Raw genomic sequence first — 26,088 nt, 5'->3', positions numbered from 1 at the left:
AGTCGAGCTTGGACAATCTCTTGCAAGACGCCGGACCATCGCGCAAGGTCCGCACGCGTCATCCCGCCTCATTCGTCTTTCCCGGAGCCTGCTTTCGTGACTCCTTCCATGGCGCCTGTCGCCATCATCTGGGACGGATCGCGCCATGTCGCGGCGATCTGGCGACAAAGCGCTCCGATCCGTTTCCTGGCGGCAGAAGAGGCCGGCGGACGCGTCAGCCTGATCGCCGCCGCCGATGCCGGGACCGCAGCGCTTCATGGCAAGCTGCCCGCGGGGAGCCGGGCGCTCCATGCCGTGACGCTGGCCGCCGACGGCAGGCTGACTACGATCCCGATCCAGCTCGACGAAAGGCTCTCGCTCACCGAAGCCGACCGGCGCGCACCCGAGCTTTCGCTGGTGCAAGTGCGTCGCGATGCGGACGGCCCACTCGCGCTGCAGGATGGCCCGACTGGTGAGCAGGCCATGGCTTCACTCCTGGCCTCGGGCTTCAACCAGAGCAGCGGCTCGGAGGCGGATGGTTTTCGCCTGCTCGTCGGGCCCTTCCTGCATCCGCAGGACGAGCGGGCGGCGCTGACGCAGATGGCGGCACACCACAGCAGTCCAGTCGACGGTCTGACGCTTTCCTTCAGCGGCGACGACGCCGCGGCTGCCGCCGAGGGGCTTCTGGTGGCGCATCTGCCGGCTGCGATGCGCGAGGCCAGGCAGGCCCTGAGCCAGATCGATCAGGAGCTCCGGCTCGCCGTCGAGGCCGAGCTCGACCTGCTCGCCGCTTCGCTAACCGACCAGCGCGACCTCGACGCGACCGGTCTCGGCCGCCTTGCCGCATTTCGCCGCGGCTTTCGCCTGCTCCGTCTACAGGCAGAGCCCGGTGGCAGCACCAAACTCGCCCTGCCTGATTGGCGCGAGGGCGACGAGATCATCGTCTTCGCCGCACCGCGCCGCCAGCTGGTCTGGTCCGGCGAAGGCGAGGTGGTCACTGGCGCGCCGATGACGCTGCGCTGGCGGGATGGCGCCTTCGCGGCCGTTGCCCATCGCGAAGGCTATGCCGCCTCGACCGCAACCGGTCTGACGCTGGGCGGCAGCGGCGGCAATGCCCTGGTCTTGGCAGCCGCCGACGCAACTGTACCACTCCACGACGACCTCGCTCTCGCTGCCGGCCGCCTGGCGGAAGGGCTCTGGCGCACGACCCGCGCGCTTCGGCCGGCACGTCTCGGCGCCGCGCTCGACGAGATCGCCGGCCGTGCCAGTGACGCAGCTGCCGGGCCGCTCTCGCGAATCGACGCACGCGCCAAGGCCGCCGCGCCGGCAAGCCTGCTCGACGCTCTGGCGGCGAGCGCGGGCATCGATCCCGCGCGGACGGACGAGCTCGGCGAGCGCGCGCTCGACGAACAGATCGCCATGCTGCTGCGCGCCACCGCCCAGCCGCAGCAGGCAAGGCGTGCCTGCGCCGTGCGTCTCACTCTGCCGCTGCCGGGATCGCCTGAGGACGAGGCCCGGCTGGAGCGGCTGCTCGCCTGGTACGAGGATCCTGCCCTTTCGCAGTCTCTTGCCCGCGAGGCGATGGCGCTGGCCGGCCATGATCGGCGGGCGATGCGCCTGCTGCATGACGTCGCCGCCAGCGCCCATCAGAGCTGGCTCGATACCGGCCTTGCGACCGAGGTCGAGCAGGCTATGGCGGACGCGGCGACGCGTAGCGGCCAGCGCCGGCTCTCGCCGCTCGATGCGCTGCTGCTCGATCTGCGCCGGCAGCCGCAACGGCAGCCTGCACCCGGCCTGGAAGCGGTCGCCCGCATGCGTAGCGAGCTCGGTGATGCCGCGCGACAGGCCAGCCAGTCGGCGGCGATCACCGACGAATTGGCACGGCGGCTCGGCGAACTCACCCCCGGCGAGATCATCCTGCTGCATGGCCATTTCGCGGCCTTGCGACGCGAGGTCGAGCAGGCAGCGACCGCCGCCGACCTGATCCGCAACTGGGAGGAGATCGCCGGATATCCGGGCCTCGCTGCCCGGGCGCATCTCGGCGGTGATCTCGTGCGCGGCGCACAGCGGCTGACGGCAACGAGCCGCCATTTCGCCGACTCGCTAACGCCGATCGAGAGCCTTGCTCCAGCCCTGGCCGGTCTTTCGGTGCAGATCGATGCACTGCTCGGCCCTGCCCGCGAAGCAACGGGCAGAAGTCAGACGCTGCGTGCGATCCTCGAAAGCTATAGCCGCCTGCTGCTGGCGCAGATGGTGCTGCGCGAGGCCGATGCCGCCTTCGCCGCGGTGCCGTTCGCCGGTCGCGCGCTGGCCAACCCACATGATACCGGCTTCGGCGCCGCCTATCGCCGGCTCAGGGCCGGCTCTGGCGACATGCTGCCGCGCTATCTCGCTGCCGCCGCCGCGCTGACCGGCCTCGATCATCACTGGGGGAGCACGCTCGGCGGCAACTCCGGGTCCGCCGCTTCAGGGCAGGACGCATGACCACTCTGCCCTGCTACAACCTCGAAACCCGCCTTTCGAGCTTCGCCGCGACCATCGCGCTCGACCGCAGCGGCGACCTGATCGACCTCCTCGCCTTCGAAGCGCCGGAGGACATGGTCAAGGCCGTGACGGTCTCGCTGGTCTCGCATGCGCCGAGCCTGACCAGCGGCGTCGACATCGGCTGGCTGCAAGGCGACGCCCTGCTCGACAAGGCGGCGATCCGGGCCGGCGAACGGCTAGTGCTTGGCTTGCGCCGCGAGGCGGTGATGCGCGCAGTCGCGAGCCACCGGGCCCAGGCCGATGTCGACAGCGACGCCAGCCTCGAGATCGCCTTCTCCACCATCGTCGAGACCGGCAGCGGCACGCGGGCCTCGCCGCGGCGCCTGCTCAAGATCGCGGCGCTCGCCGGCGCCTCGCAACCGGAATGGCGGATCGAGCCGGTCGAGATCGACCTCGATTCCCTGCAGGCCGGCAAGTTGCTCGCGGTCGGTCAGGTCGCGATCGACATCCCCAAAGACATCGTGCTCGAAGGCCGGCGCGGCCTGACCATCGAGGCGAGCTGCTTCGGCATCAAGGCGCAGCATCTCTCGCTCGGCGTCGCCGCACCGATGGACCATTCGGTCTCGCTCAGGCGTTTCCCGGATTCCGGCACCTCGACCAGCCGGCACCTGATCTGGCTCGCCGACGCACCGGCGCTCGCCGGCCAGGAGGTGCGGCTCGACGTGACTTTGACGCGCGATGCCGTGCTCGATTTCGTCGACGAGACCAGCCAGGCCAATCCAAGGGCGCCGCTGCAGGTCAGACTGACCGCCAAGCTCGGCGGCTGGGTCGGCCAGGATGGCGCCGGCCATGACCCGGACGGCCCGGCCAAGCCCTGGTCGAGCGCGCTCGAATCCCGCTCGGTGCCGATCCTCAGCCAGAATCGCGGCGAAGTCGCGCTGACGATCGCCGGGCAGCATTTCGCCTGCCCGCTCGGTGGCACCGCCCAGTTCGAGATCGCTGGCGGCCTCAACGCCGAGGTCGACCCGGATGACGAGACCTCGATCGTGCGCTGCGACGGGCTGGTGATCGACCTGCGCCGCTGGCCGCTGACCCGAACCGCGCCGTTAACCGTCGAGGTTAGCAGCCGGATGGGGGAAAGCGAGATCGCCGAGCCGCCGACGCCCTTCCCGCTCGAGATCGTGCGCGAGGGCGATTTCGGCCGGCGCGGCCGTGCCGTCGTGCCGATGCAGAACCTGACGACGACGTTGTCGCGTGCCGTGCGCACCAGCGGCGCCAATGTACTGCGCGGCGAGATCAGCGTCTCGCTGGCGATCAAGGCCGGCGACGAGGGCGGCCGGGCCTTCGCGCAGGCGAGCCTGCCACTGCGCTATAGCCGCCGTGTCCACCGCCTGCCGATCTGCATCGACCTCGGCGCGTCCGCCACCTCGATCTGGTCCGGCGCGCCGCGCGCCGCCGGCCGGGCGACCGAGATCAAGCCGCTGGCGCTCGGCACCTGGCTCGCCGCCCATGTCGATCCGCGCCATGGCGAGGCCGCCCTGCAGGATGCCGGCGCCGCGCCGCTGATCCCGAGTCATGTCGGCCTCGATTCCAGCAATAATCTGCGCGCCGACCATGCACCGCACAGCCTGCCTGATCTCGCCCTGATCGGTTCCGACCGCGCCAGCGTGGCGCGCCGTCTCAAGGCGTTCGCGCGGCGCTATGACGTCTCGGCACCAGCCCCGCCGCCGCAATCCGGCCTGCCCGAAAGCGGGAAGCGGATCGACTCGCTCAAGCACGCGCTGACCTCCGGCGCGGTCTCGCTGACGCTGAACGAGCAGGTGCATCGCTACGACGCCGCCACCGATCGCGTCGTCGCCACCAACACCGTCGAGATCGCGCCTTTGGTCGCCGACGTGCTCGACGAGCTGGTCGATCTCTATGTGCTGCGCCTCGGCGAGGATCGCCTGCGCGTCGAGGACCAGGCGCCGCCGCCGGTGGTGCCGCGCATCCTGGTCTCCTGTCCGAGCGGCATCGGCGACGAGATCGCTTCGCGCTATCGCGCCGCGCTCGAACTCTTCGCCCAGCGCCTGGAACGGCTCTTCCCAGGCGCGACCAGCTTCCCGGACGCCGCCGTCACCGTGCCCGAGGCGGTCGCGGCGGCGCGCTATGTCGCCAGCCTGCCGGAGGTGCGCGCCGCGGTGCCCGACCAAAGCGAGGCGCTGCTGGTCACACTCGACATCGGCGGCGGCACCAGCGACGTCGCGCTCGCCTCCTTGCGCCGCGACGGCGACCGGCTGAACCATGCGACGCTTGCGACCTTCGGCCTGCCTGTCGGCGGCGACCTGATCGACGAGGCGCTGACCGGCATCGCCGCGACGCTGATCGACCGGGCGATGGAGGGGCAGGACGCGCATTGGCAGCCGGCCTTCGCGGAGGCTTCGCTGGCCCGCGCCATCCAGCGCGAGGACGCGGCCGCGCTGGCGGCGCGCGGCTGGCTACGCAATGCGGTGAAGCAGGCCAAGGCTGGTCTCGCCACCCGTCTCAGCGAAAAGGCGCAGGGCACCGGCACGCGCTATCGCTGGGATGCGGACGCGCCCGACGAGACCTTCGACCTCGTCCTCGCCGAGGTGAGATCCGACGGCGAACCGGCCGGCCTCTACGTCGCCCAGAACGAGCCCAAGCTGGCAAACCTGGCGCAGCGGCCGAGCCTGCAGCTCGCGATCGACGGGCCCGACAAGGCCAGCACACGCCGCCTCATGCTGAAGCTCTCGCGCGCGGCGCTGGAGAAAGGCGATGGCGAAACCTCGCAGCGCCTCGCCGAGATCGGCGCCGTGCTCGGTGGCCTGCTGCCGCGCCTCGCCCGTGCCGCCGGCCCGAACCCGGCGCGTCGGCCGACCGTGATCATGGTGCCGACCGGGCGCGCCGCGCTCTGGCCGCCGATCTTCGAGGCGATCGCGGCCGAAGCGGAAGCCAGCCGCGCCGCCTTCCCGTTCGAGCGGCCGTTCTCGCCGGCGGCGATGAAGAAGGCGGTGATCGCGGGAGCAGCCATTCTCGGCATCGAGGGCGACATGGCCGGCAGCGCCGTGCAGCACAAGAACCCGCTCGGCATCGCCGCCATGGCTGTGCAGATGCGCGATCTCGGTGCCACTGGCCTGCGCACCGAATTCGCCGCCGAGCGCATCCATTATCTCGGCTATGACATCGCTTCGGGCGCGCGCGTCCATGCCGAGCATGACGAGGCGGCGCCAAGTCTCGGCGGACGCGCCAATCTCGGCCGCCGCTTCCAGTTCGTGCGCACGATCCCGGGCCTCGATCCGCAGGGCAAGGCACTGGCACGCCTGCGCCCGCTGCTCGACGGCCAGGATCCGATGGTGCTGCTCGAAGGCGATTCGATCGTCGAAGCGCATCGCGAGGGGCTAGACGGCTTCGGCGTCTGCGAGATCATCAGCGAGGTCTTGTCGCCCGTGAGCCGCAAGGTCACGGTCGTCGCCGCCAATGAAGGCTGGGAAGCCTGCTGGCGGATCGAGCACGACCGCGTCTCGCGCATCTACTAGAGGGGTCGCAGGATCGTCATGGCCCGCGCGCGAAAACGGCTCTGGCGTTCACAAAAGCGGGCTCGGCCCGCTTTGTCGCGACCGCGTTTCCATCATGCCTTTCCTGCCCGAGTGAGCTGACGCCATGGCCCTGCCCGATCTCATGGACCTGGTGATGCACGACCCGCGGCGGCTGACCTCGTTGCGCGCCATCGCCGGCGAGCCGGGCGAGGCCATGCCCGGCATCGAGAACCTCTGGCGCAAGCCCGTCTTCAGCCTGACGGCCGGCGGCCAGCCGACCAAGGACGGCAAGGCCTCGCTGGAGGACCTGATCGACCGCCATCGCAGCATCGCGCTCACCGATGGCGGCAGCGGCCCGCAGCCGATCGACGTGCCCTTCACCTCGCTGGTGGTGCTGACCGCAGAGGCGCTGCCGGGCGCGCAGGAGCTCGGCCGCTTCCTCGCCGACCGGATCGAACAGCGCTTCCGCGACGTGATCGACCCCGATATCGGCGTCACCGTCCATGTCGAGCAGAGCCTGCACGCGACCGCGCCGGTCGCGGTCTATCTCGGCCATGGCGTCTACGCCCCGCCCGCCGACAACCGGCTGCCGCATGGCGAGGTGGTGATCCGGCAAGATGCCGACACCGCGATCGGCCAGCCGATCATCGGCGCCAACACGGCAGGTGGGCTCTATTCCGGCCAGCAGCGCTTCGCCTTCTCGCGCAGCGAGATGCTGACGCCGGCAGTGCATCCGGACCTGCCGGGTGGCACGATCTTCTTCCTCGGCCGCTATCCGGTCGACGCCTCTGCCCGCGATGCCGGGGGCCTGCCGCTGCTCACCGCCCTGCCACAGACGCCCGAGGCGCGGGCGCAGGCGATCCAGGTCGAGACGCTGGCGCTGCCCGGCGGCAATGTCGACGCCCGTTTCGAGATCCTCGGCGTGCGCCCGCAGGTCGGCCGCGTTTCGCTGGGCCTCGTCGACGTCACGCTCGATCGCCGGCCCTCCCGCCTGCAGGCGCAGCCGCCGAAGGGCCCGCATCTCGCCGTGGTCGGCCTCGCCATCCCCGAAAATTTCGGCGGCCGGCGCATGGCGCGCTACTGGGTCGAGCGCAGCCATGGCGGGCGCTTGATGTCGTCGGCCATGCTGGCCCAGCGCGACAGCATCGTCGTCCAGGGCCGCGACGCCCGCCGCTATGACCGGCGCGAGTTGCGCTACAGCCGCGTCGGCGGCGAGTTCCGCGCCGAGAGCATGAGCTTCGATGGGCGCCGCCGCTCGCTGCTGATGCTGGAGGATGGCGAGTTCGGCTATATTGGCCTGCCGCGCGAGCAGACCGCAATCGCCTTCGGACCCGATCAGTCCTCGCGCGGCTACGGCACCTTCGACTGGCTCGGCGAAGCGGTGCGGGTCCAGTTCGGCTCCGGCGTGGTCGAGCGGCTCGACGATCTCTATGATCACAACCCGGTCGGCTTCATCGCCGCGGCGCCCGGCGGCGTCGCCGTGCAGTCGGCCGGCGATATCTGGCTTCTCGGCGGACGCAAGCCGCAGGCGGCCGGGACCAGCATCATCCCGCCGAACGGCCCCTTCGTACTCGGGCCGCTGGTGGTCGAGCTCCGGGGGGCGACGCCATGAGCCATCCGCTCTTCCGCGGCCTGAAGCGCAGCGTCACCGCCGTCGCGGTCGGCACCGTCACCATCGTCGGCTTCCTCTGGCTCTCGGGCGGGCTGATCGGCGAGCTCGCCGCCAGCCGCGCCTGGATCAAGCAGCCCGATTTCACCGAGACCAGCCGCTCGAACGAGGACCTGTTCCAGCAAGGCGTCGCGACCGGGCTGATCTGGCTCGACGCTGCCGACCCTGTCATCCGCTCGCAGCCTTGCGAAGCGCTCTATGACGCCTCGCTGACCATGCCGACGCCGCAAGGCACCAAGGAATTCTCGCGCACCCTGCTCGACCGGCTCTGCAACCTGCCGGCCGGCGCGCAGATCCGCTCGGAGATGCTGGCCTGGAACAATTCCTTCCTGATCGCCGGCGCCCGTGACGACCGCGCGCCCGACCGGCGCTGCGCCGACGGCACGCCGCTGACGCTGCCGGTGGTGCCGGCCGGCTGCCGCCCGTCGAGCTGGACCGCGCGCGTCGCCCAGGCCACCGATCTTGCCGCGCCGCTCAACGTGATGCCGAATGCGGTGCCGCCGCCGCGCGACTTCGCCGATTTCGCCAAACGCCGGGGCAACCAGCTCTCCGACTGGGCCCTGTTCGGACCGTTGCGCGCGCCGGATGATCGGCTCGTGCTCTCGACCCGGCTGCCGGCGGGCAATCGCCGCGTCACCGTCGACATGATCCTGGAACCGGCGCGCGTCGTGGTCGGCAACGAGCGGGTCAACCTCGATCCCAAGCGCGACGAGCAGACCGTGCGCATCGCCGGGCTTTCGATCGCGGCCGAACGGGTCTGCTCCGACAGCGACGAATTCGCGACCTGCTCCGAAGAGGCCCAGCAGGGCCTGCCGCATGGCTGGCGCTTCACCATCACGGGCGCGCGCCGGCGCGATGTCGAGATCGGCTTCGAAGGCCAGCCGGTCCGGGCCGTGCCGCCGCGCGCCCGCGAGATCCTCGGTGGGCCGGGCGTCCAGAGCGAGGACGGCAAGGTCAAGCTCTGGCGCTCCTCGCATATCGAGGCCGATTGCGAGCGGGCCAAGACCAAGCTGGTCTGCGAACTCGGCTGGCGCGGCGCGGTCACGCAGCGGCGCAGCGGCGCAGCGCGCTCCCTCGCCTTCGCCGACGGCACGCCGGCGCTCGACAATAACGGCGTGCCGCTGCCGATCGTCGACGAGCTCGGCCTGACCGCGATGATCGGCTACGGCGCCGGCGATGTCGGCTCGCTCTCGGCCGCGCTCGGCCGGGCCCGCACCCGCGAGAACCTGACCCTGACGATCGAGCCGCGCCTGCAAAAGCTGGTGCAGGAAGCCGTCTACGAGCATATGGGCGAGCGGCTCGGCCGGGGAAAGCGCCCGCGCAAGCCCGGCCCGCTGCCGGTCAACCTCGCCCCCGAACAGGAGCCGCCTGACCAGGGCGACGGCCGTGCCGTCGTGCTGCTGATGGATGCCGGCGACGAGCCCGGCGCGCTGCTCGGCCTGGCGAGCTGGCCCGACTTCGTGCCAGGCATGCACAGCTGGGACATCCAGGCGCTCTCGACCGGGCGCGATAGCGATTCCCCGCTCGCCGGCCATGGCTGGCGCGCCGGCGACGTCCACACCATGCCGGGCTCGACCTTCAAGCTGGTCACAGGCCTTGCCAGCATCCTCGGCATCCGCGAGCAGCCGCGTTTCGCCGACATGATCATGGGCCGGATGCCGCCGGCGCAGCAGGCGCAGGTCTTCGGCATCCCCGGCGGCGGCGGCCTCAATGTCGACGGCGTGGCGATCGCCAACTATGGCGGTGCCGGCTTCAATGTCGGCATCCTCTCGCCGGCGCAGAGCGGCTGCCCCGACGCTGGGCGCGGCGCGCAGATCGGCTTCTGCGAGGCGCTGATCAAGTCGTCGAACCTGTGGTTCGCCGGCATGGCGCTGACCATGGACGGCCGCAAGGTCGGCGGGCGGCCGACGACACAGCCAGGCCGCACCGGGACGATCCTGGCGCAGATGACCGAGCATCTCTACCCGATCACCCAGCCGGGCAGCCTCGCCCAGCCTGGCGTCGACCTGACCCGCGGCATCGTGCCGGGCGCACAGCGTCTGACCGGCGAGGCGCTTGATCTCGCGGTCGAGGACAAGCGCAATGCAAGGCGCATCGACCTCGCCACCAACTCCTATGGCCAGGGCGTGCGCGCGACGCCGATCGCGATGGCTTCGATCTATGGCTCGGTCGGCGCCCGCAAGGTGATCCTGCCGCGCGTATTGAAGCCGGTCTCGGATGTCGCCGAGACGCCGCTGCCGAACGAGGGCAAGCCGGTCATCCCCGGCATGGACCCACGCCAGGCCGAGCCTTTCCTCGACGACGCCCAGCGCGGCCTGTTCGGCGTGGTCAATTCGCCGGGCGGCACGGCCGCCGGCGTGATGGCCTCGCTGCCGCCCGAGGTGCGCAAGCGCATCTTCGGCAAGACCGGCACCGCCGACACCACCGACGGCATGAACTCGGCCTGGTTCGCCGGCTGGATGGACAATGTCGCGGGGCGCAAGCGCGTCGCCTTTACCTGCCTGGTCTCGCATACGCGGGAAACCGGCGGACGCGCCTGCGGCCGGCTGATGGCCGGTCTGCTCGGCAAGGTCGCCGCGCTCGGAGACAAGAAGTGAGCGAGACCACCGCGCTGCGCCAGTTGATGGGGCGCTGGCTGACCTTGCGGCCGTTCCGGCTGCCGCGCATCCGCATCGGCGGGGCGGGCGGGGCCGTGACCGGCCTCGTGCTGCTGGCGCTTTGCCTTACCGTGCTCGGCTTCTGGTGGCACAACACCACGCATCTGATCGAGAGCGCCCGATCGGTGGTCAGCCTCGAGCGACTCGATCTCGCCCTCGCCCGCGGCGAGACCGCGACGATCGGCCGGCGCGAACTCCTCCAGCCGCAGCGCTTCGATGCGGCTGAAGCGCGCCACGTCTCCCTCACCCGCCAGCAGGACGGGCGCGTCACCATCCGCAACGTCGCCAACACCCGCCGACTCTGGCTCGACTACCTCAACGGCTCGGGCAGCTTCTCGGCACGCTGGCGCTTCCAGGCCGGCGACCGCATCGCCGCCGGCGCGCTCGCGATCACGGTGGACGAGGCGCGGCCGGGTCGTCTGGCGCTGACCCTGACCGAAGCCGGCAAGCAGGGCGCCCGCAAGCTGACTGTCGAGAGCACCGGCCCGCTCTCGACGCTCAGGCTCGACGGCAATGCGCTGCCGGTCTGCCAGCCGCTCAGCAGCGCCGATCGCATCCGCGGGATCGTCACCGGCCTGATCGCCACCGACGAGCGCGGCGAGGACAAGCTCGTCTCGCTCGGCGGCCGCCTGACCTGCTCGGTCCGCGAGGAGGCCCACATCTCGGCCAGTGCCCTGCCATTCAAGGCGCTGACCATTGTCGCACGCGGCGGCGGCTATTTCCTCGCGCCGGGCGATGCCGTCGACGCGCCGCGCCCACCGGTCGTGTTCGCGCGCGGCAACCAGCGCGTCACCGACTTCACCGACATCGCCTGGGAGCTCGATCCGGACGGGCCGGCGCGGCTCAGCCACATGATCATCGGCCGCACGCGCTATGCCGTCGAGATCGGCCAGGAATCGAACGGGCGCCTGCCGCTGCGATTGACGCCGCTGAGCAAGACTCACCGCTTCGCGCCCGATGACGCCGAGATCCTGCGTGCCGCGGCGACGACCGAGAGCGTGCGGCCGGTGGTGACGCCGCCGCGCCAGCCCATGTCGGCGGCCGAGCTCGGCAACCCGCTCGCCTCGCTCAACGGCGTCGAGCGCATCGTGCGACTGCTGCTGACGCTCGGCATCGCCGTGTTCGGCGTGCTTTCGGCCATGCATCACGCCACGCTGTTCCGGCGCAGCGCCATCCTTGTGCGGCTCGTCGGGGCACTCGGCTCGACCGCCTTCATCGGAGCGACGACCATGCTGGTGCTCGCCCCGGAACTGTCACGGCTCGGCGGCGCATCGATCTCCTATGAGGCGGCGCTGCACGCCACCGTCATCGCCTACGCGATCGCCTGCTTCGCGATCATGGTCGGGCCGCGCTTCACCACGCCGCTGCGCCTGACCTGGCTCGGCCTCGTCATGCTCTGCTGCCTCGGCAGCCTGACCCTGACAGCGCTCGGCATCGACGCCGAGAAGACCGACTTCACCATCCATGCCGAGAAGAACAAGCTGCTGTTCTTCGATCTGATCCCGGTCGTCGCGGTGGTGATCGCCTTCCAGCCGCAGCGCTCGATCGCAGCCCTGCCGCGCTCCTTCTTCATGGGCGTCGGCTTCAAGGACCAGTTGCTGCGCGCCGTGCCGGCGATCCTGATCCTCGCCGCCTTCGTCGCCTGGGGCGTGCTCGGCACCGAAACCGGCGTCGCCGGCTTCCAGCCGGTCGAGCTCGGCAAGATCGCGCTCGTGCTGGTGCTGGCGCATATCTTCCTCGGCTTCTCGCGGATCGACTACTTCTACAACCAGCGCCACTACATCTCCTGGCTGACGGTCAGCCTCGCGACCGTGCTGGTCTTCATCCTGTTCCTGACCGCGGTGCCGTTCCTGAAGAGCGACTATTCGCCGGCGCTGATCATCATCGTCACGGCCGTCGTCCTCGCCTTCGCCTTCCTGCTGCCGAGCACGCTGAAGCGCCTGATCGAGATCATGCGGGTTTTTCTGCGCCGCGCCGACGCGCCGCAACGCAAAGTCCGGCGGCTCGGCTGGCCGCGCGGCGGCGTGCTGGCTCTGGTGCTCGTCATCCTGCTCGGCATCAACGCGGCGCTGATCTACGTCTTCCCCGGCCTCGTCACCTACGCGATCTCGGGCCAGTGGAACCTGCCCAAGGAGCGCCTCGCGGCCATCGACGTGCTCGAGAAGGCGCGCGGCGGCCCCTTGCGCGTGCCGGCCGAGCGGCTGCTGACCTGGTACGATCTCGACCATGCCACCAAGCGCGCGGCGACCGCGGCGCAGGAGCGCAGCCCGGACGTGATCCATCGCGATCTCGGCTTCCAATTGCTGCAGTCCAAGGTCGCGCTCGCCGAGATGCCCTGTACGCTGGCCAGGCTCGATCTCGGCCTCGACAAGACGCCGGTCGAGGTCCGCCGGGCGCTCGACGAATTGCCGCCCTCGCCGGTCTCACTCTGCGCCATGCTGCCGGGCGCCCGCATCACGCCGATCGCCGAGCGTAAGGGCGAGGAGCAGGACGAGACCGTCAGCCGCTTCACCGTCAGCGATCTCGTCCGGCTGCCAGTGGTGCAGAACGACTTCATCGCCACCTTCCTGATGGTGCGCTTCGGGCTGCCGGCGGGGCTCGCTTTGCTGGCGGCGCAGGTGATCACGGTCTTCGGCCTGCTCTCGCTGGCAGTGAGCCTGATGCGCGAGCGCGCCATGGGCTCGGCCCAGGAAGGCGCCAACAAGGGCATGGCGATCATCCTGGTCGGCATCGCCACCATCTTCGCGCTGCACTGGAGCATCTCCTGGGGCAACGCGCTCGGCCTCTTGCCGGTGATGGGCCAGCCGATGACCTTCATCGCCGCGGCGACCTCGCATCACATGCTGATGGCGCTGCCCTCGATCGCGATCGCCCTGATCGCCGGCCGCCTCGCCGCGATCCGCCAGCTCTCGCCGACCAGCGACCCGCCGCCCTGGGGGCTGTGGCGTGGCTTGACGCGCGGGGGGCTGTGAGACCGGCACACCTTCATCCTCGGCGAAGCGAAGCGCAGAGCCGAGAATCTCGTGACGGGGAGGCTGTATTCCGGAGCTCATCCGGCCTGGGATGCCCGGGCCAGGCCCGAGCATGACGGCTCCGTCGGCTCAGCGCCGCTGGATCTGAATCGCGAGCGCCTTCGGCTCTTCAACCTGGATCACCGGGAATGCCGTGATGCCGCCGCGGATCGCGTTCGGATTGAAGACCACGCGGGTCGGCGTCGACTTGGAGGCGACGACGGCCGGGCCGGTCCCGTTCTGGAACTTCGCCTTGGCCGGCGCGACCGGGTCGAGCGCCAGTCCGCAGATATCCTGGCCATCGATCGCGACGCTCGCCATCTCGCCGACGTCGACCGAAGCCTCGCTATAGCGCGGGCGCAATTCGTAGATCTGAGCCTCGCAGCTGCTGCCGGCCGGTGGCGACAAGGTCACCAGCCGCGCCAGAGCGGAACCTGACATGATGACGGCGGGGCCGCCTTGGGCGCCGGCGCTTTGCTGTCCCTGCGAGGGCGTCGTCGCGCTCTGCCGAGTGCTGTTCTGCTGAGCGCTGGTCGGCTGCGTCGTCCCGCCGGTTCCGGGCTGGGTCAGCGTCGGCGGCACCTGATAGGGGTCCTCGGTCGCAGGACCGCGCGTCAGGTACCAGCCGGCGCCGGCGACGCCGGCGAGCAGTACCACCGCCGAGGCGGCGATCAACGGCAGACGGGATGAGGGAGAACTCGAAGCCGGCTTGTCGCCAAGCACCGCGCGGCGCGACCGTGGCGCCTGCGGGCTCTTCAGCACATCGGCGATCGAGGGCTCGTCGCCTGCGGGGCGCGGCTGAATCAGGGTCTGCTCCGGCTGCGGCGCTGCCGCTTGTGCGGGCTGCGGCTCAGCGGGCTGCTCGGCGGTCTTGGGCTCGAATGGTCTCAGGGCCATCGAAGACGATCCCGGTGCGGCCGGCCGTTCCGGCGCGGACGCCGCGGCCTGCGGTTCGAAGGAGCCGCTGCGCAGGAAGAGGTCGATCGGCGCAGCGATGTCCGCGAGGGAGGAGACCACCACGATATGATGCGGCTGACCACCGAGAATCTTGCCGAGGATCGCGACGGCGCGGTCAGCCTCCTCGCCATGCGGCACCAGCGCCAGCACCGGCGTCGCGCCGTGCTCGGCATCGGCGAAGAGATGGCGGCAGCGGTCTAGCTTGGTGGTGAGGTGATATTCCTGCTGAGTGACGCGCGCTTCGGTCGCGGTATCGGCAACAGAGAGGTCGATCGCGCCCGTACCCCAGATCACCAGCTTCGCTTCGGCGGCCTTGTGGGTCACTGCCTCGCCATGGGCGAGCGCGCAATGAGCCGCGAGTGTCGGCACCATCCAGCTCTTGCCCTGGTCGATCGAGCCGGAAGCCGCGAGGCGATAGCTGCCGCCATCGGGCAGGCCGAGGATCTGGCGCAACGGCTCGCCCGGGCGCAGCAGATTGCTGTACTGCGTGCTCCAGGGCTCGCAGACCTCGGAGCTCTCGGTCGCCAGCACGACGCGCGAAACCGGCACGCGCGCCGACCATGCCAGCTTCTTCAGGATGATCGGCTGGTCGGTCGTCGGCACGACGACAAAGACACCGGAGCGCCTGACGTTCTGATCTCCCGCCATCATCTTTCTCGCAGGCCCTGCCGTCCCTTCATGCCAGGTAAGCGCTGCTTTGGGGCAACGCTCCTGACATTACAGCAGATAAACGCCTGCGAGCGGGTTGGCGAGCATCAATCGCAAGAGGTCGCGCTCGGCGTCCTGGCGCGGCAGGTCGATGACGATGTGCTTGTCGACCGGCGCCGGCAACGGCAGGCGAACCACGCCCTCGATCGAGACGACCTCGATCATGGTCGGGGCCGGATCGGTCTCCGACAGGCACTGGATGACCAGGGCCGGCGGCGCATCGTCCTCCTCGATCACGTCGAGCTCAAACGAGCCGATGCGGCGGTGGGTCGCGCTGCTGTCATAGGCCGCGGCGGCGAGTTCGCTACGCGCCACGGCCTGGAAGGAAAGCAAGCGGCGATAAAGCCGCGCAGCCTCCGGATCGGTACGGATGGCACGCTCGGCCGCGAAGTTGACCGGCTCGCCGCGGACACGGCGGGCATGCGCCCAGAGGTCAGCGCGGCTGATGCTCGCAGCCGCAGCCTCTTCCGGCTCGGCGCTCGCGATTTCCGCGAGGACCAGGCGAGCCGTGGCGCGGCCGACACGCGGGTCGTCCTCGATCGGAACCTGGTTGAGGAAGTCTGTCATGGCCGTTTCGATCGCCCTTGATAGCGCTGCGAGAAGACGTCGGTGAACCGCGCCTCGTCGCTGGCGGCCTGGGCGACCAGGTCCGTCGTTTCTCCGAAGCGCTTCTGTTGCCTGTTGATCCGGTGCAGGGCTGCTGCGACCGTTCTCAGTGCTCCCCCATGCCTTGCGAAGATCAGCGCCAGTTTCGCATCCTCGATCCGGAAGCTGGCGCGATCATGGCGCCAGCGCCTGAGCAGCTTCTGCCCCTCGGCCGTTGCTGCCTCGCTCTGGGGCCCCTCGATCGCCTCGAGGGCGTTGCCGATCAGCAGCAATTCATCGAGCCGCTTGCCCAGCGCGGCGAGCGCCGCGCCGATGCCGGCATAATCGAACGCCTCCGGGCTCTGGTCGACCTGGCCGCGATTGGAGCCGGCGATGCGGCGGCTCGCCTCGACCAGCCGGTTCTCCCAAGGCGCGACGGCGCGAGAACGGACCAGCGTCAGGGGCTGCTCATGCGCGAGCGGCAGGATGGCGAGCGCCCGGCCGATCGCTTCGCGCTCTTCCTTGTTGAGGAATTTCGGCTCGGCCGGCAGGCGCATCAGCGCAGTATAGACGCGCTCGCGCACGACGCCGTCCTCATCCTCCTCTTCCGGCTCGTCATCTTCCTCCGGCTCGTCCATCTCGAGCTCGCCGAGGATCGCCTGATGGTCGAGCCAGGCGATCAGGGCCTCCTCGGGGTTCTCGGAGGGCTGGCGTGCCATCAGCGTCTCCATCGATGCCGGCGCCATGAAGTCGCGGCGACCGACGCTGGAGCGCTCCTCGCGGACGAGCGCGCTGAAGCGCTCGGCGAAGCGGGCGAAGCTCCAGGTCTCGCCATGCAGCAGGGCGAAGCTCCAGAGCGAGATCAGATCATCCGGATCGAATTCGCGCTGGCGCTCGCGCCGGCCGGAGGCATTGAGGAAGGCCTCGCGCTGGCGGATCAGGTCGGCGAAGGCGAGCAGAGGCAAATGGCGCCGGCGCCAGGCGCGCATGAAGCGGGCCGGCTCCTGGACGGCGCGCTTCATGCCGTCCTCATCGAACGAGGCAAGCGCAAAGACGGCGTCGAGCGCGGTGCGCAGCGCGACGAGCCCACCTTCCGAGCGTTCGTCCGCCTCGGCCGCGAACAGGAAATCGGCGAGACCGAGTGCGCGCCTGATCCTGCTCCAGGAGAAGGAGCGGCTCTTCGCCTCGCCCTTGCCGCCATAGGTCAGGACGACCTCGGCCGCCGAGGCTTCGATGGTAGCCCCGGCGAAGGTCGTGCGGACCGGTCCCTCCTGGCGCAACGGCCGCAGCAGGATGCCGGTTTCATCAAGCATGCAGCCGATCGCGGCATCGCGCGCCGGCATGCGCGGGTTTGCCGTCAGCGCGCCGAGCGAGAACAGCACCTGCAACATATCCCAGAGCGGCAGGTCGGCATTCTCCGAACCGCCGCCCGTGATCGCGAGAACGAACTTTTCGGTATCCCGCGCGGAAAACCGCCGCGAAGACGCAATCGTGCTGATCTCCGCGACCCGTGCCGGGTCAATGCCCCAATCCATCTTTCAAATATCCGCATCGAACACCGGCTCAGCTGCGGCGAACGGAACCCCTGCCCATTCCGTTCGCGCGAGGCCGGCGCATATTGCTGCCATAATTAAAGTAACAAGCCGCCCGGTCCGTGTCGACCGGGCGGCAATTTTGCAAGAACGGGCCGGAATTTATGGTTACCCGGCCGTCCAATCCGATCAGCGCGTGGCGACCTTGCTGACCACCAACCGGTTGCCGGAGAAGGTGACCTGACCGTTCAGACCGACGAGCTCCAGCATCAGGCGGAAATTGCGGGTCAGCCGGGCCGAGTCGGCGGACGTGCTGTAGAAGAAGTCGGCCGAGGTCGAGGTCATCTGCGTGGCGCGGTGGGCGCGATAGCAGCCCCAGCGGACGAACTCGCTCTCAACCCGGTCTACTTCCGTAGCGGTGAAGTCGCGCAGCTGGATCACGAAGTCGGTCGGCAGGCTGTTGCAGCCGTCGGCATTGGCCACGGCGGGCGCTGCACCGCCAGCACCGGCACCACCACCGAGAACGATGCCATCCTTGCCAGCAGCAGCCGCACCACCGCTCGGACGGGCGAAGCCCTCGAGCTTCTGGGCGATCGCCGCGCCGAGATCGGCGGCGAGGATGCGCGACTGGCTGCCGACGGTTTCGAGCAGGCACTCGGCGCTGCAGGGGTTCGGCAAGGCAGGCAGCTGGAAGCCTCCGACCTCGAAGGCCGCGATGAACTGGCCGGAGCGGACATTGAGCACGCGGCCGGCGATGCGGATCTCGGGGAAGCGGATGTCGGCGGCGACGGCGCGGCGGGCCGAGGCATAAATCTGGTAGACGACCATGGCGTCGACCGGCGTCGAGACGGCGCGGGCGATCTCGATCAGCTCGGCGTCGCGGCGGCGGACCCGGGCGGTCTGGGTGATGCCGAGCGCCAGACTGGTCTCGTCATAGACCTGGAAGCCACGAGTGTTCAGATACTCCGAGAGCTGAAGCTGAACCCGGTTGAAGATGCGGTTGTTGCGCGGAACGGTGTCCGGATCGGCGTCGTCCGACATCACCAGGAGGTTGATGCGGGAATTCGGCGATTGAGCCTGGGCGACGGCTGCGAAGGACATCAGCAGCGCGAAGCCGAGCATGAGACGCTTGAAGAAAGCCATGACGGTGCCCCCTGAGGCGAGCGGTTGTTTCGGGAAGACGGTAGAACTCAGCCGGTGATGGCGATGACCTCGACGCGGCGATTGACAGGCGAATAGGGGCTGCGCGGATTGCGCAGCATATCAGGGCCGAAGCCGTGGGCGACAAGGCGGTTAGGCCCGATCTCGCCATAGGAGATCAGCCAGTCGCGCACCGCGGCCGCCCGCTCCTGCGAGAGCTCGACATTGTAGTCGTAGCCCCCTTCGGCACTGGTGTGGCCGGCGATCAGGAAGCGCTGATCGAGCAGGATCGGATCGCGCAGCGCCAATGCAAGCCGCATCAACGTGGCTTCCGCACCGCGGCGCAGCGAGGCCGAGTCATTGTCGAAGAAGACGGTGACCTCGACGCGTCGGGTCAGGTCGATCACGACATCCGAGCCGTAACCGCGCGGATGGACGCGACGCGGCACCGGTGCGACGCGGCGCACCACGACCCTGCCGCTACCACTTCCGCCACCGCTCGAGCGGCCCGGCACCCGATCATGCGGCGCCAGCGAGCGCAGGATATTGGTCGCGCCCTGATCGGTCTGCGCCAGCGCAGGAAGAGCGCTCAGCAGCGGCAACGAAAAGACGAATCCGCCGAGCGCACGACGAGACATCATCTGCGGAAGCTCGCTATTGTCCTTGCGCTCATCTGCGTTCTTCATAGCCAGACCCCCTATTTACCCTCTCTTCGCATAGTCCTGTAGCCTCGACAATGCGACGGCCGGCTCGAGCGAGACGGGACGCGGCAATGGCGTTGCCCGAGCTTTGCCACCGTTTGCCGCATTTTCGCGTCGAGCCGCATATTTTGCTGAACAGTGGATGAATGCCCGGCCTCCTACGCGCGCGCGTTCATCATTCCGGCGCAGCCTTTGCGCCGGCATTCGCGAAATCGGCTCAAGGATCGCCAAGGGCATCGCAACGTGCCCAGCGCACACCCGTTCATGAGGAGACCCGCCATGGGCTTCCAGTTCGATCAGACCGTCCGCCAGCGCAGCAACCGCCTGCGTTTCGCCGTCGCCGCGCTCGCGCTCATCGTCTCGGCCGGCACCGTCCTTGCCCAGGCCGAGCGCAACGGCGCGCCCGCGACCGAGCAGACGCAGGTCAGCGGGGGTAACCCCGATGCGCCGAAAGTTGCCGAGCGGCCGCAGTCGCTGAAGCTGGAATTTTCCTCGCGCACGGTCTCGTTCGGCGTCGCCCAGGCGGCCCGCGAGATCATGACGACGCGCCAGATCCCGTTCGCGCCCGGCAGCTGGGAGGTCACCTCCGATGCCCGCCGCGCTATCACCCAGTTGCGCGACGTCTTCCGCGGCAACGCTCCCAAGGGCGCGCCTTTCGCCATCCTGGTCTCCGGGGGCGACGAAGTCGTCAACTATCGCCGGGCTCGCGCTCTGCGCACCCAGCTGATCGAGATGCAGCTCGAGGACGCCGCCAAGGTCGTCATCGCCGCCCGCGCCACCGGCGAGGGCCAGGCCAATGACGATGGCAAGGCGCGCGTCGATCTCGTCCCGCTCGACCCGGCCCGTTGCGGCGGCTGTGGCGACGCTTCCTTCCGCACGCTGGCCCTCGATACCGGCGTCCAGAAGCTGGTGCGCGCGACCGCCGAGGACGTGGTCGTCCCGGCCTCGCAGGTTGCCGGCAAGGACGCGACGGACGTCGCCGCGGCGCCCGTGCCGCCGGTGCGCCAGCAGGCCACCGAAAAGGCCCCGCAGCGGACCCAGGCCGCAGCCCAGGCGCCGCGCCCGGTCCAGAAGCCGACGCTCGATCGGGCGGAGCCGCGCTATGACGGCCGCACGGTCTGGGCCGAGCCAGACGATTACGGCCAGCAGCGCCGCCGCATCTCCCGCAGCGCCAGCCGCGGCGGCTGCCAGATGCCGGACATCATCATCGACGACTACTATCCGGGCGGCCCACTTGTGGGTTGCGACGGCAGCTACGGCCCGCGCCCGCGCTGGTAAGCGACGGCTTTTTCCTCAGATCATTCAGGCGCGCTAGCCGACCCGCTCGGCGAAGCGCGCCTTCAGCCTTGGCAAGGCGAAATCGGCGAAGGCGCGGACCTTGGCGACCGAGAGCCTGCCCTCCGGCGCGACGAGATGGACCGGCAGCGGCTCAGGCTCGCAATCGGTCAGGACCAGCCTGAGCCGGCCGCTGCGGACCTCGTCGGCGACCTGGTAGCAGAGCGGGCGCACCAGTCCCCGCCCCTCGACGGCCGACGCAATCGCCGCTTCGACGGAGTTGGCCATCAAGCGCGGCTTCACCCTGACCTGGCGTGGCCGGCCACCTTCCGAAACCGGCGGAAAGCTCCAGAGTTCGCCCGCCAGCGCATGAATCTGCGCGATGCAGCGATGGCCGGCGAGATCGCCCGGCTCCTGTGGCGTACCATGGCGCTCGAGATAGGACGGCGCAGCGCAGACCACATGCCGGACGCTGCCGATGCGCAGCGCGATCAGGCTCGAATCCGGCAGATGGGCGATGCGCAAGGCGAGATCGACGCCCTCGTCGATCAGGCTGACGACGCGATCGAGCAGCAACATCCTGACCTGAACCTGCGGCTCCTCATCGAGGAAAGCGTCGACCGGCGGACGCAGCAGGCGCGTGCCGGCGACGACCGGAGCGGTCAAAGTGAGGAGGCCGCGCGGTGCAGCGCGTTCGCCGGCCGCCTGCAGCTCGGCCTCCTCCAGGTCGGACAGCACCCGCCGACAGGCGACCGCATAGCGTTCCCCCGCCTCGGTGAGCCGGATCATCCGCGTGGTACGGTCGAGCAGCCGGGTCCCGACATGACCTTCGAGCGCGGTGATGGCGCGTGTCACCGCCGGCGCCGAGCGCCCGAGCCGCCGTGCTGCGGCAGCGAGGCTGCCCTCGTCGAGCGCACTGACGAAGACGCGCATCGCTTCCAACCGATCCATCGTCATTCCATTTTTTGGAAGAATAGCTTTCTCTTGATAGCCATTCTGCCGGCTTCCGTCAGCCCCTAGCTTGACGTCACGAAATCGGCCGGTTGTTGCCGGGCAAGGCAAGGAGCCTTTCAGATGACGCAGGATTCATTCAGCCGCCGCGACGCCTTCGTCGCCTTGTCGGCGACCGCGACCGGCGGAGCTTTCACCGGCCTTGCCGCCCCCGCCGAAGCCCGGACGCCGGCGCGGCCGACGCATCACCGCACCATCAGCATCGACGGCATCGAGATCTTCTACCGCGAGGCCGGCCCGGCCGATGCGCCGGTGCTGCTACTGCTGCACGGCTTCCCGAGTTCGTCGCGGATGTTCCGCAACCTCATCCCGGCACTGTCGGATCGCTACCGGGTGATCGCGCCGGACTATCCCGGCTTCGGCCACAGCGCGGTGCCGGACCGGGCGGGCTTCAAGTATGGCTTCGCCCGCTTCGCCGAGCTGATCGACACGTTCCTGACGCAGCTGAAGATCGATCGCTTCGCGCTCTATGTGATGGACTATGGTGCGCCGGTCGGCTTCCGCCTGGCGCTGAAGCGACCCGGCCAGGTGACGGCGCTGATCGCCCAGAACGGCAATGCCTATGAAGAAGGCCTGCGCGATTTCTGGATTCCGGTGAAGGCCTATTGGGCCGACGACACTCAGGCCGGGCGCGAAAAGATGCGCGGCGGGCTGACGCTGGAGGCGACGCGCTCGCAATATCTCGACGGCGTCGCCGACAAGAGCCTGGTCGATCCCGACAGCTGGCTGATCGACCAGATGCTGATCGACCGGCCAGGCGTCAGCGAGATCCATCTCGACCTGTTCAAGGACTACCGGACCAATGTCGAGCTCTACCCGCAGTTCCACGCCTTCTTCCGCGAGCGCAAGCCACCGACGCTGATCGCCTGGGGCAAGAACGACTTCATCTTCCCGCCGGAAGGGGCCCGCGCCTATCTGCGCGACTTGCCCGAGGCCGAGCTCAACCTGATCGACAGCGGCCATTTCGCGCTGGAGGACAAGGGCGAGGAGATCGCGGCGCTGATCCGCGATTTCCTTGGCCGCAAGCTGAAGGCGTAAGGAACAGGCGACCCGCTTCCATCACCGTCATGGTCGGGCTTGTCCCGACCATCCACGTCTTCGCTGCAGGCATCCGCGATTCAAGACGTGGATGCTCGTCACAAGGGCGAGCATGACGGTGGAGCGTCGGCCAACTCTCAGACGATCTGGTTCTGGAGCGTGCTCTCGCCGCGCTCCAGCCGGCCGAGATTGTCGAGCAGGACGTCGATGACGTTTTTCTCGTAGGCCCGGGTCTCGCCGGCGCTGTGCGGCGTCAGCAGCACCTGCGGCATTTCCCAAAGCGGCGATGTCGCGGGTAGCGGTTCCTCATAAACGCAGTCGATGCCGGCGCCGGCGATGCGGCCGGCATCGAGCGCGGCGATCAGCGCGGGCTCGTCGACGACGCGGCCACGCGCGACATTGATCAGATAGGCGGAGGGCTTCATCGCCGCGAGTGCGGCGGCACCGATCAACCCTTCCGTTTCCGGCGTCAGCGGGCAGGTCAGCGCGACGAAATCGGCTTCTGCAAGCGCCTTGTGTAGGTCGGACGGTGGCACGATCCGCTCGACATTCGGCTCCGAGCCCGGCCGGCGTCGCACGCCGATGACGCGCATGCCGAAGGCGGAGGCGATCGCCGCGAGCCTCAGGCCGATGCGGCCGAGCCCGACGATCACTAGCGTGCGACCACCGAGCTCGTCCTCACGGCGGGAACGGTCGCCGATCATCGGCCGCCAGTATGCCTTCGCCTGATTGTCGCGGGCGAGATGAAGCTGGCGCGCCAGCGCCAGGATCAGCGAGATCGCATGCTCGGCCACGGCGCGTTCGTTGGCGCCCTGGGCGCTGGCGAGCGGAATGCCCGCCGCAGCCAGCTTCTGCTTGTCGAACTGATCGGTGCCGGCGCTGATCGACTGGATGAAACGCAGCTTGCTCAAGCCATCCAGGATCTCGTTGCGCCAGAGACCGGAGACGACCAGCACGTCGGCCTCCGCCGCGCGGGCCTTGAGATCGTCGACGGTCCGGACCTCGAAGCTCGCCGCCGCGCCATTGCGAGCGAGATATTCGTCGCGCAGTTGATAGGCCGCATGGGCGAAGCCGATGGTGAGGGCGGACTGCTTCGGCCAGGGCTGCATGCGCTTTGTCTCCGGATCGCTGGAATCGCCTGACGATAGCGTCGGTAAGCGGCTTCGTCCCGCCCGCACCCGCATGCGCCGGCTGCGATGACTGCGCAGCGCGGCTCAGGCCGGTGCGAGTGCCCGTGCCAACCGCACCCAGGCAAGCTCATCCCCTGGCAAGCCGAAGCGCAGGCGCGACGGGTCATGCTGGAAGCGGCGGACATAGATGCCGGCGCGGCCGAGCCGCTCGAACAGGGCAGGCGCCTGCGGCGTCTCGAGCAGGCGATAGAGCACGGTACCGCCGACGACCCGACCAAGCGACGCAAGCAAGGCATCGAGGCGCCTGCTGTCGGCAGCGCGGGCCTCGCCTGCTGCCGACAGCCACTCCGCATCGCCGAGCGCGACCGCTCCGACATGCAGCGCCGGCCCCGCCACGGCCCAGGGGCCGAGCATTGCCTTGAGAGCGTCGGTGAAACGCGCCCCACCGACCGCAAAACCAAGCCTCAAACCTGCGAGACCATAGGCCTTGCCGAAGGAGCGCAACACGATCACCCCTTCCGGCAGGATCGGCAGCAGGCTCATCTCCGGCGCGAAATCGGCGAAGGCCTCGTCGACCACCAGCAAACCGCCTCGCGCCGCGAGTACCCCTGCCAGCTCGATCAGCGCTGGTTGCGCGACGATGCGTCCATCCGGATTGTTCGGATTGACCAGCACAACGACATTGGCGCCACCGATCTCGGCGAGGTCACCGATCTCGCACACCGTAGCACCCGCCTTGCGCCAGGCCGGCGCGTGCTCGCCATAGGTCGGGCCGAGCACGGCGACCTTCGCAGCCGGCATCAGGCGCGGCAGCAATTCGATCAGGATCTGCGTGCCCGGCGCGGCGACGAGGCCGCTTTCGGAGCGAATGCGATAGGCCTTGCGGGCCGCCGCCAGCAGCGCCGCCTCGTCCGTCTTGCCCGGCAGGCGCTGCCACAGGCTTAACGGCAGCGCCGGAAGCGGATAGGGGATCGGGTTGATACCGGTCGAGAGATCGATCCAGGGTTCTGGCGCCTGCGGAAACAGCGCCTGGGCCGTGGCGAGATCGCCGCCATGCCAGATCGCTTCCTTCGTCTCCCCGGCCGCCATGTCGCTCTCCGCCAGCCTGCCGCTCCTCCTCGCCGCCCTCCTGATCGAGGCGGCGATCGGCTATCCGGCGCGCCTGTTCGCATGGATCGGCCATCCCGTCACCTGGATCGGCGCGCTGATCGGCTGGCTCGACCGGAACCTCAATCGCGAAGCCATGAGCTTCGCGATGCGGCGAATGGCCGGCGTCGTTGCCCTCCTGACCCTGCTCGGGGTGACGCTCGCAGCTTCGCTCGCTTTAGTCGCGCTCTGCCGCCTCGCCGGACCACTCGCCTTGCTGCCGCTGGCGCTGCTGGCCTCGACCCTGCTGGCGCAGCGCAGCCTGCATGAGCATGTCGCCCGCGTCGCCGAAGGGCTGGAGCAGAGCGGGCTCGTCGGTGGACGCAAGGCCGTGTCGATGATCGTCGGGCGCGATCCCGAGAGCCTCGATGAAGCCGGCGTCGCCCGCGCCGCGATCGAGAGCCTCTCCGAGAATTTTTCCGATGGCATCGTCGCACCGGCCTTCTGGCTCGGCGTGGGCGGCCTGCCGGGTGGGGCGCTCTACAAGGCGATCAACACCGCCGATTCGATGATCGGCCACAAATCGCCGCGCCACCTCGCCTTCGGCTGGGCGGCGGCGCGGCTCGACGACCTCGTCAACCTGCCTGCTTCCCGCCTGACCGCGCTGCTGTTGATCACTGCGGCTGCACTCGACCGGCAGGCCGATGCCGGCGGCGCCTGGCGCGCCGTGCGCCGCGATGCGTCCCGTCACCGCTCGCCCAATGCCGGCTGGCCGGAGGCGGCGATGGCGGGTGCGCTCGGGCTCCGTCTGGCCGGGCCGCGCGTCTACGGCGCGGTCAGGGTCGAGGATGGCTGGATGGGTGATGGCCGGGCCAAGGCGACGGCGGCGGATATCCGGCGGGCGCTTGCCCTCTATCGCGGCGCCTGCCTGCTGCTCTGGGGGCTGGCGGCCGTGGCGAGCCTCGCCGCTCTCACCCTCTAGAACTCGATCCCCTCCTGCGCCTTCACCCCGGCAGCGAAATGATGCTTCACCAGCGTCATCTCGGTCACCAGATCAGCGGCCTCGATCAGCTCCGGCTTGGCGTTGCGGCCGGTGACAACGATGTGGAGGTCGGCCCGCCGGCCCTGCAGCGCCGCGACGACCTCGGCAAGCGGCAGATAGTCGTAGCGCAGGGCGATGTTGAGCTCGTCGAGCACCAGCAGCCGAATGCTCTCGTCCGCCATCAACTCCCTGGCCTTCTCGAAAGCGCGGGTCGCGGCAGCGATGTCGCGGGCCTTGTCCTGCGTCTCCCAGGTGAAGCCTTCGCCCATGGAATGCCAGGAGACCTGGTCGCCGAAGGCGTCCAGCGCCTTGCGCTCGCCGGTCGACCAGGCGCCCTTGATGAACTGCACGACGCCGATGCGCCAGCCATGGCCGAGCGCGCGCAGGATCAGGCCGAAGGCGGCGGTCGACTTACCCTTGCCCGGGCCGGTGTTGACGATCAGCAGGCCCTTTTCCAGCGTCTTGCCCGCGACCTCGGCGTCCTGCACCGCCTTGCGCTTTTCCATCTTCGCCTTGTGGCGGGCCGCGTCGTCAGTTTCGTCCATCG

Annotated in this window: 17 protein-coding genes; 8 read left to right on the top strand and 9 right to left on the bottom strand. The window is 69.4% G+C overall.

Annotated elements, in window-relative coordinates; genetic code table 11:
* Positions 1–96: 96 nt before the first annotated feature.
* The 5 genes from AC07O0_RS17370 to AC07O0_RS17350 all read left to right on the top strand — a co-directional run bounded on the left by AC07O0_RS17370 (position 97) and on the right by AC07O0_RS17350 (position 13,297).
* Positions 97–2,463 carry a hypothetical protein gene (locus AC07O0_RS17370; protein WP_494624932.1) on the top strand — a complete coding sequence of 789 codons (2,367 nt, stop codon included), beginning with the start codon at positions 97–99 and terminating at the stop codon, positions 2,461–2,463.
* Positions 2,460–5,999: a hypothetical protein gene (locus AC07O0_RS17365; RefSeq protein WP_494624931.1), complete on the top strand. Its 3,540-nt coding sequence runs from the start codon at positions 2,460–2,462 to the stop codon at positions 5,997–5,999. Before AC07O0_RS17370 ends, AC07O0_RS17365 begins: the two co-directional genes overlap by 4 nt.
* 124 nt (positions 6,000–6,123) lie before the next feature.
* Positions 6,124–7,611, top strand: coding sequence for a hypothetical protein (locus tag AC07O0_RS17360; protein ID WP_494624930.1), 1,488 nt, complete (start codon positions 6,124–6,126; stop codon positions 7,609–7,611).
* The gene (locus tag AC07O0_RS17355) at positions 7,608–10,265 is read left to right on the top strand and encodes a penicillin-binding transpeptidase domain-containing protein (protein WP_494624929.1); all 2,658 of its coding nucleotides are present in this window, start codon (positions 7,608–7,610) and stop codon (positions 10,263–10,265) included. The genes AC07O0_RS17360 and AC07O0_RS17355 overlap by 4 nt, the downstream gene beginning before the upstream one ends.
* The gene (locus AC07O0_RS17350) at positions 10,262–13,297 is read left to right on the top strand and encodes a hypothetical protein (protein WP_494624928.1); all 3,036 of its coding nucleotides are present in this window, start codon (positions 10,262–10,264) and stop codon (positions 13,295–13,297) included. Before AC07O0_RS17355 ends, AC07O0_RS17350 begins: the two co-directional genes overlap by 4 nt.
* A gap of 129 nt (positions 13,298–13,426) precedes the next feature.
* Here AC07O0_RS17350 and AC07O0_RS17345 read toward each other — a convergent pair whose 3' ends face one another.
* From AC07O0_RS17345 to AC07O0_RS17325, 5 genes are all read right to left on the bottom strand, one after another.
* A complete protein-coding gene (locus AC07O0_RS17345; RefSeq protein WP_494624927.1) occupies positions 13,427–14,941 on the bottom strand; it encodes a hypothetical protein in 1,515 nt (504 codons plus the stop codon).
* A gap of 69 nt (positions 14,942–15,010) precedes the next feature.
* Positions 15,011–15,568, bottom strand: a complete 558-nt coding sequence (locus tag AC07O0_RS17340) for a hypothetical protein (protein ID WP_454029337.1) — start codon at positions 15,566–15,568, stop codon at positions 15,011–15,013.
* Positions 15,565–17,121, bottom strand: coding sequence for a hypothetical protein (locus AC07O0_RS17335; protein WP_494624926.1), 1,557 nt, complete (start codon positions 17,119–17,121; stop codon positions 15,565–15,567). Before AC07O0_RS17335 ends, AC07O0_RS17340 begins: the two co-directional genes overlap by 4 nt.
* A 186-nt stretch (positions 17,122–17,307) precedes the next feature.
* Positions 17,308–18,261: a hypothetical protein gene (locus AC07O0_RS17330; RefSeq protein WP_494624925.1), complete on the bottom strand. Its 954-nt coding sequence runs from the start codon at positions 18,259–18,261 to the stop codon at positions 17,308–17,310.
* Positions 18,262–18,308: 47 nt separating this feature from the next.
* The gene (locus AC07O0_RS17325) at positions 18,309–18,944 is read right to left on the bottom strand and encodes an OmpA family protein (protein WP_494624924.1); all 636 of its coding nucleotides are present in this window, start codon (positions 18,942–18,944) and stop codon (positions 18,309–18,311) included.
* Between the two features lie 294 nt (positions 18,945–19,238).
* On the opposite strand from AC07O0_RS17325, the gene AC07O0_RS17320 reads away from it, so the two are divergent.
* The gene (locus AC07O0_RS17320) at positions 19,239–20,237 is read left to right on the top strand and encodes a hypothetical protein (protein WP_494624923.1); all 999 of its coding nucleotides are present in this window, start codon (positions 19,239–19,241) and stop codon (positions 20,235–20,237) included.
* A 33-nt stretch (positions 20,238–20,270) separates the two neighbouring features.
* On the opposite strand, the gene AC07O0_RS17315 is transcribed toward AC07O0_RS17320, so the two are convergent.
* Positions 20,271–21,185 (bottom strand): LysR family transcriptional regulator, encoded by a 915-nt coding sequence (locus AC07O0_RS17315; protein WP_494624922.1) that lies wholly within the window; start codon positions 21,183–21,185, stop codon positions 20,271–20,273.
* 123 nt (positions 21,186–21,308) lie between these two features.
* On the opposite strand from AC07O0_RS17315, the gene AC07O0_RS17310 reads away from it, so the two are divergent.
* Entirely contained in the window at positions 21,309–22,283 is a 975-nt protein-coding gene (locus AC07O0_RS17310) for an alpha/beta fold hydrolase (protein ID WP_494624921.1), read from the top strand.
* Positions 22,284–22,420: 137 nt separating this feature from the next.
* Here AC07O0_RS17310 and AC07O0_RS17305 read toward each other — a convergent pair whose 3' ends face one another.
* Positions 22,421–23,392, bottom strand: coding sequence for a D-2-hydroxyacid dehydrogenase (locus AC07O0_RS17305; RefSeq protein WP_494624920.1), 972 nt, complete (start codon positions 23,390–23,392; stop codon positions 22,421–22,423).
* A gap of 105 nt (positions 23,393–23,497) precedes the next feature.
* Positions 23,498–24,502: a threonine-phosphate decarboxylase CobD gene (gene cobD / locus AC07O0_RS17300; RefSeq protein ID WP_494624919.1), complete on the bottom strand. Its 1,005-nt coding sequence runs from the start codon at positions 24,500–24,502 to the stop codon at positions 23,498–23,500.
* On the opposite strand from cobD, the gene cbiB reads away from it, so the two are divergent.
* A complete protein-coding gene (cbiB, locus tag AC07O0_RS17295; RefSeq protein ID WP_494624918.1) occupies positions 24,501–25,481 on the top strand; it encodes an adenosylcobinamide-phosphate synthase CbiB in 981 nt (326 codons plus the stop codon). The two genes, cobD and cbiB, sit on opposite strands and share 2 nt — an antisense overlap.
* On the opposite strand, the gene cobO is transcribed toward cbiB, so the two are convergent.
* Positions 25,478–26,086 carry a cob(I)yrinic acid a,c-diamide adenosyltransferase gene (cobO, locus tag AC07O0_RS17290; protein ID WP_494624917.1) on the bottom strand — a complete coding sequence of 203 codons (609 nt, stop codon included), beginning with the start codon at positions 26,084–26,086 and terminating at the stop codon, positions 25,478–25,480. The genes cbiB and cobO overlap by 4 nt on opposite strands.
* Positions 26,087–26,088 lie beyond the last annotated feature (2 nt).

The organism is Allobosea sp. GW821-FHT10B12 (genome assembly GCF_059415545.1).
Note: the sequence above shows the minus strand (reverse complement) of the source record. Positions and strands in the feature narration are given on the sequence as shown.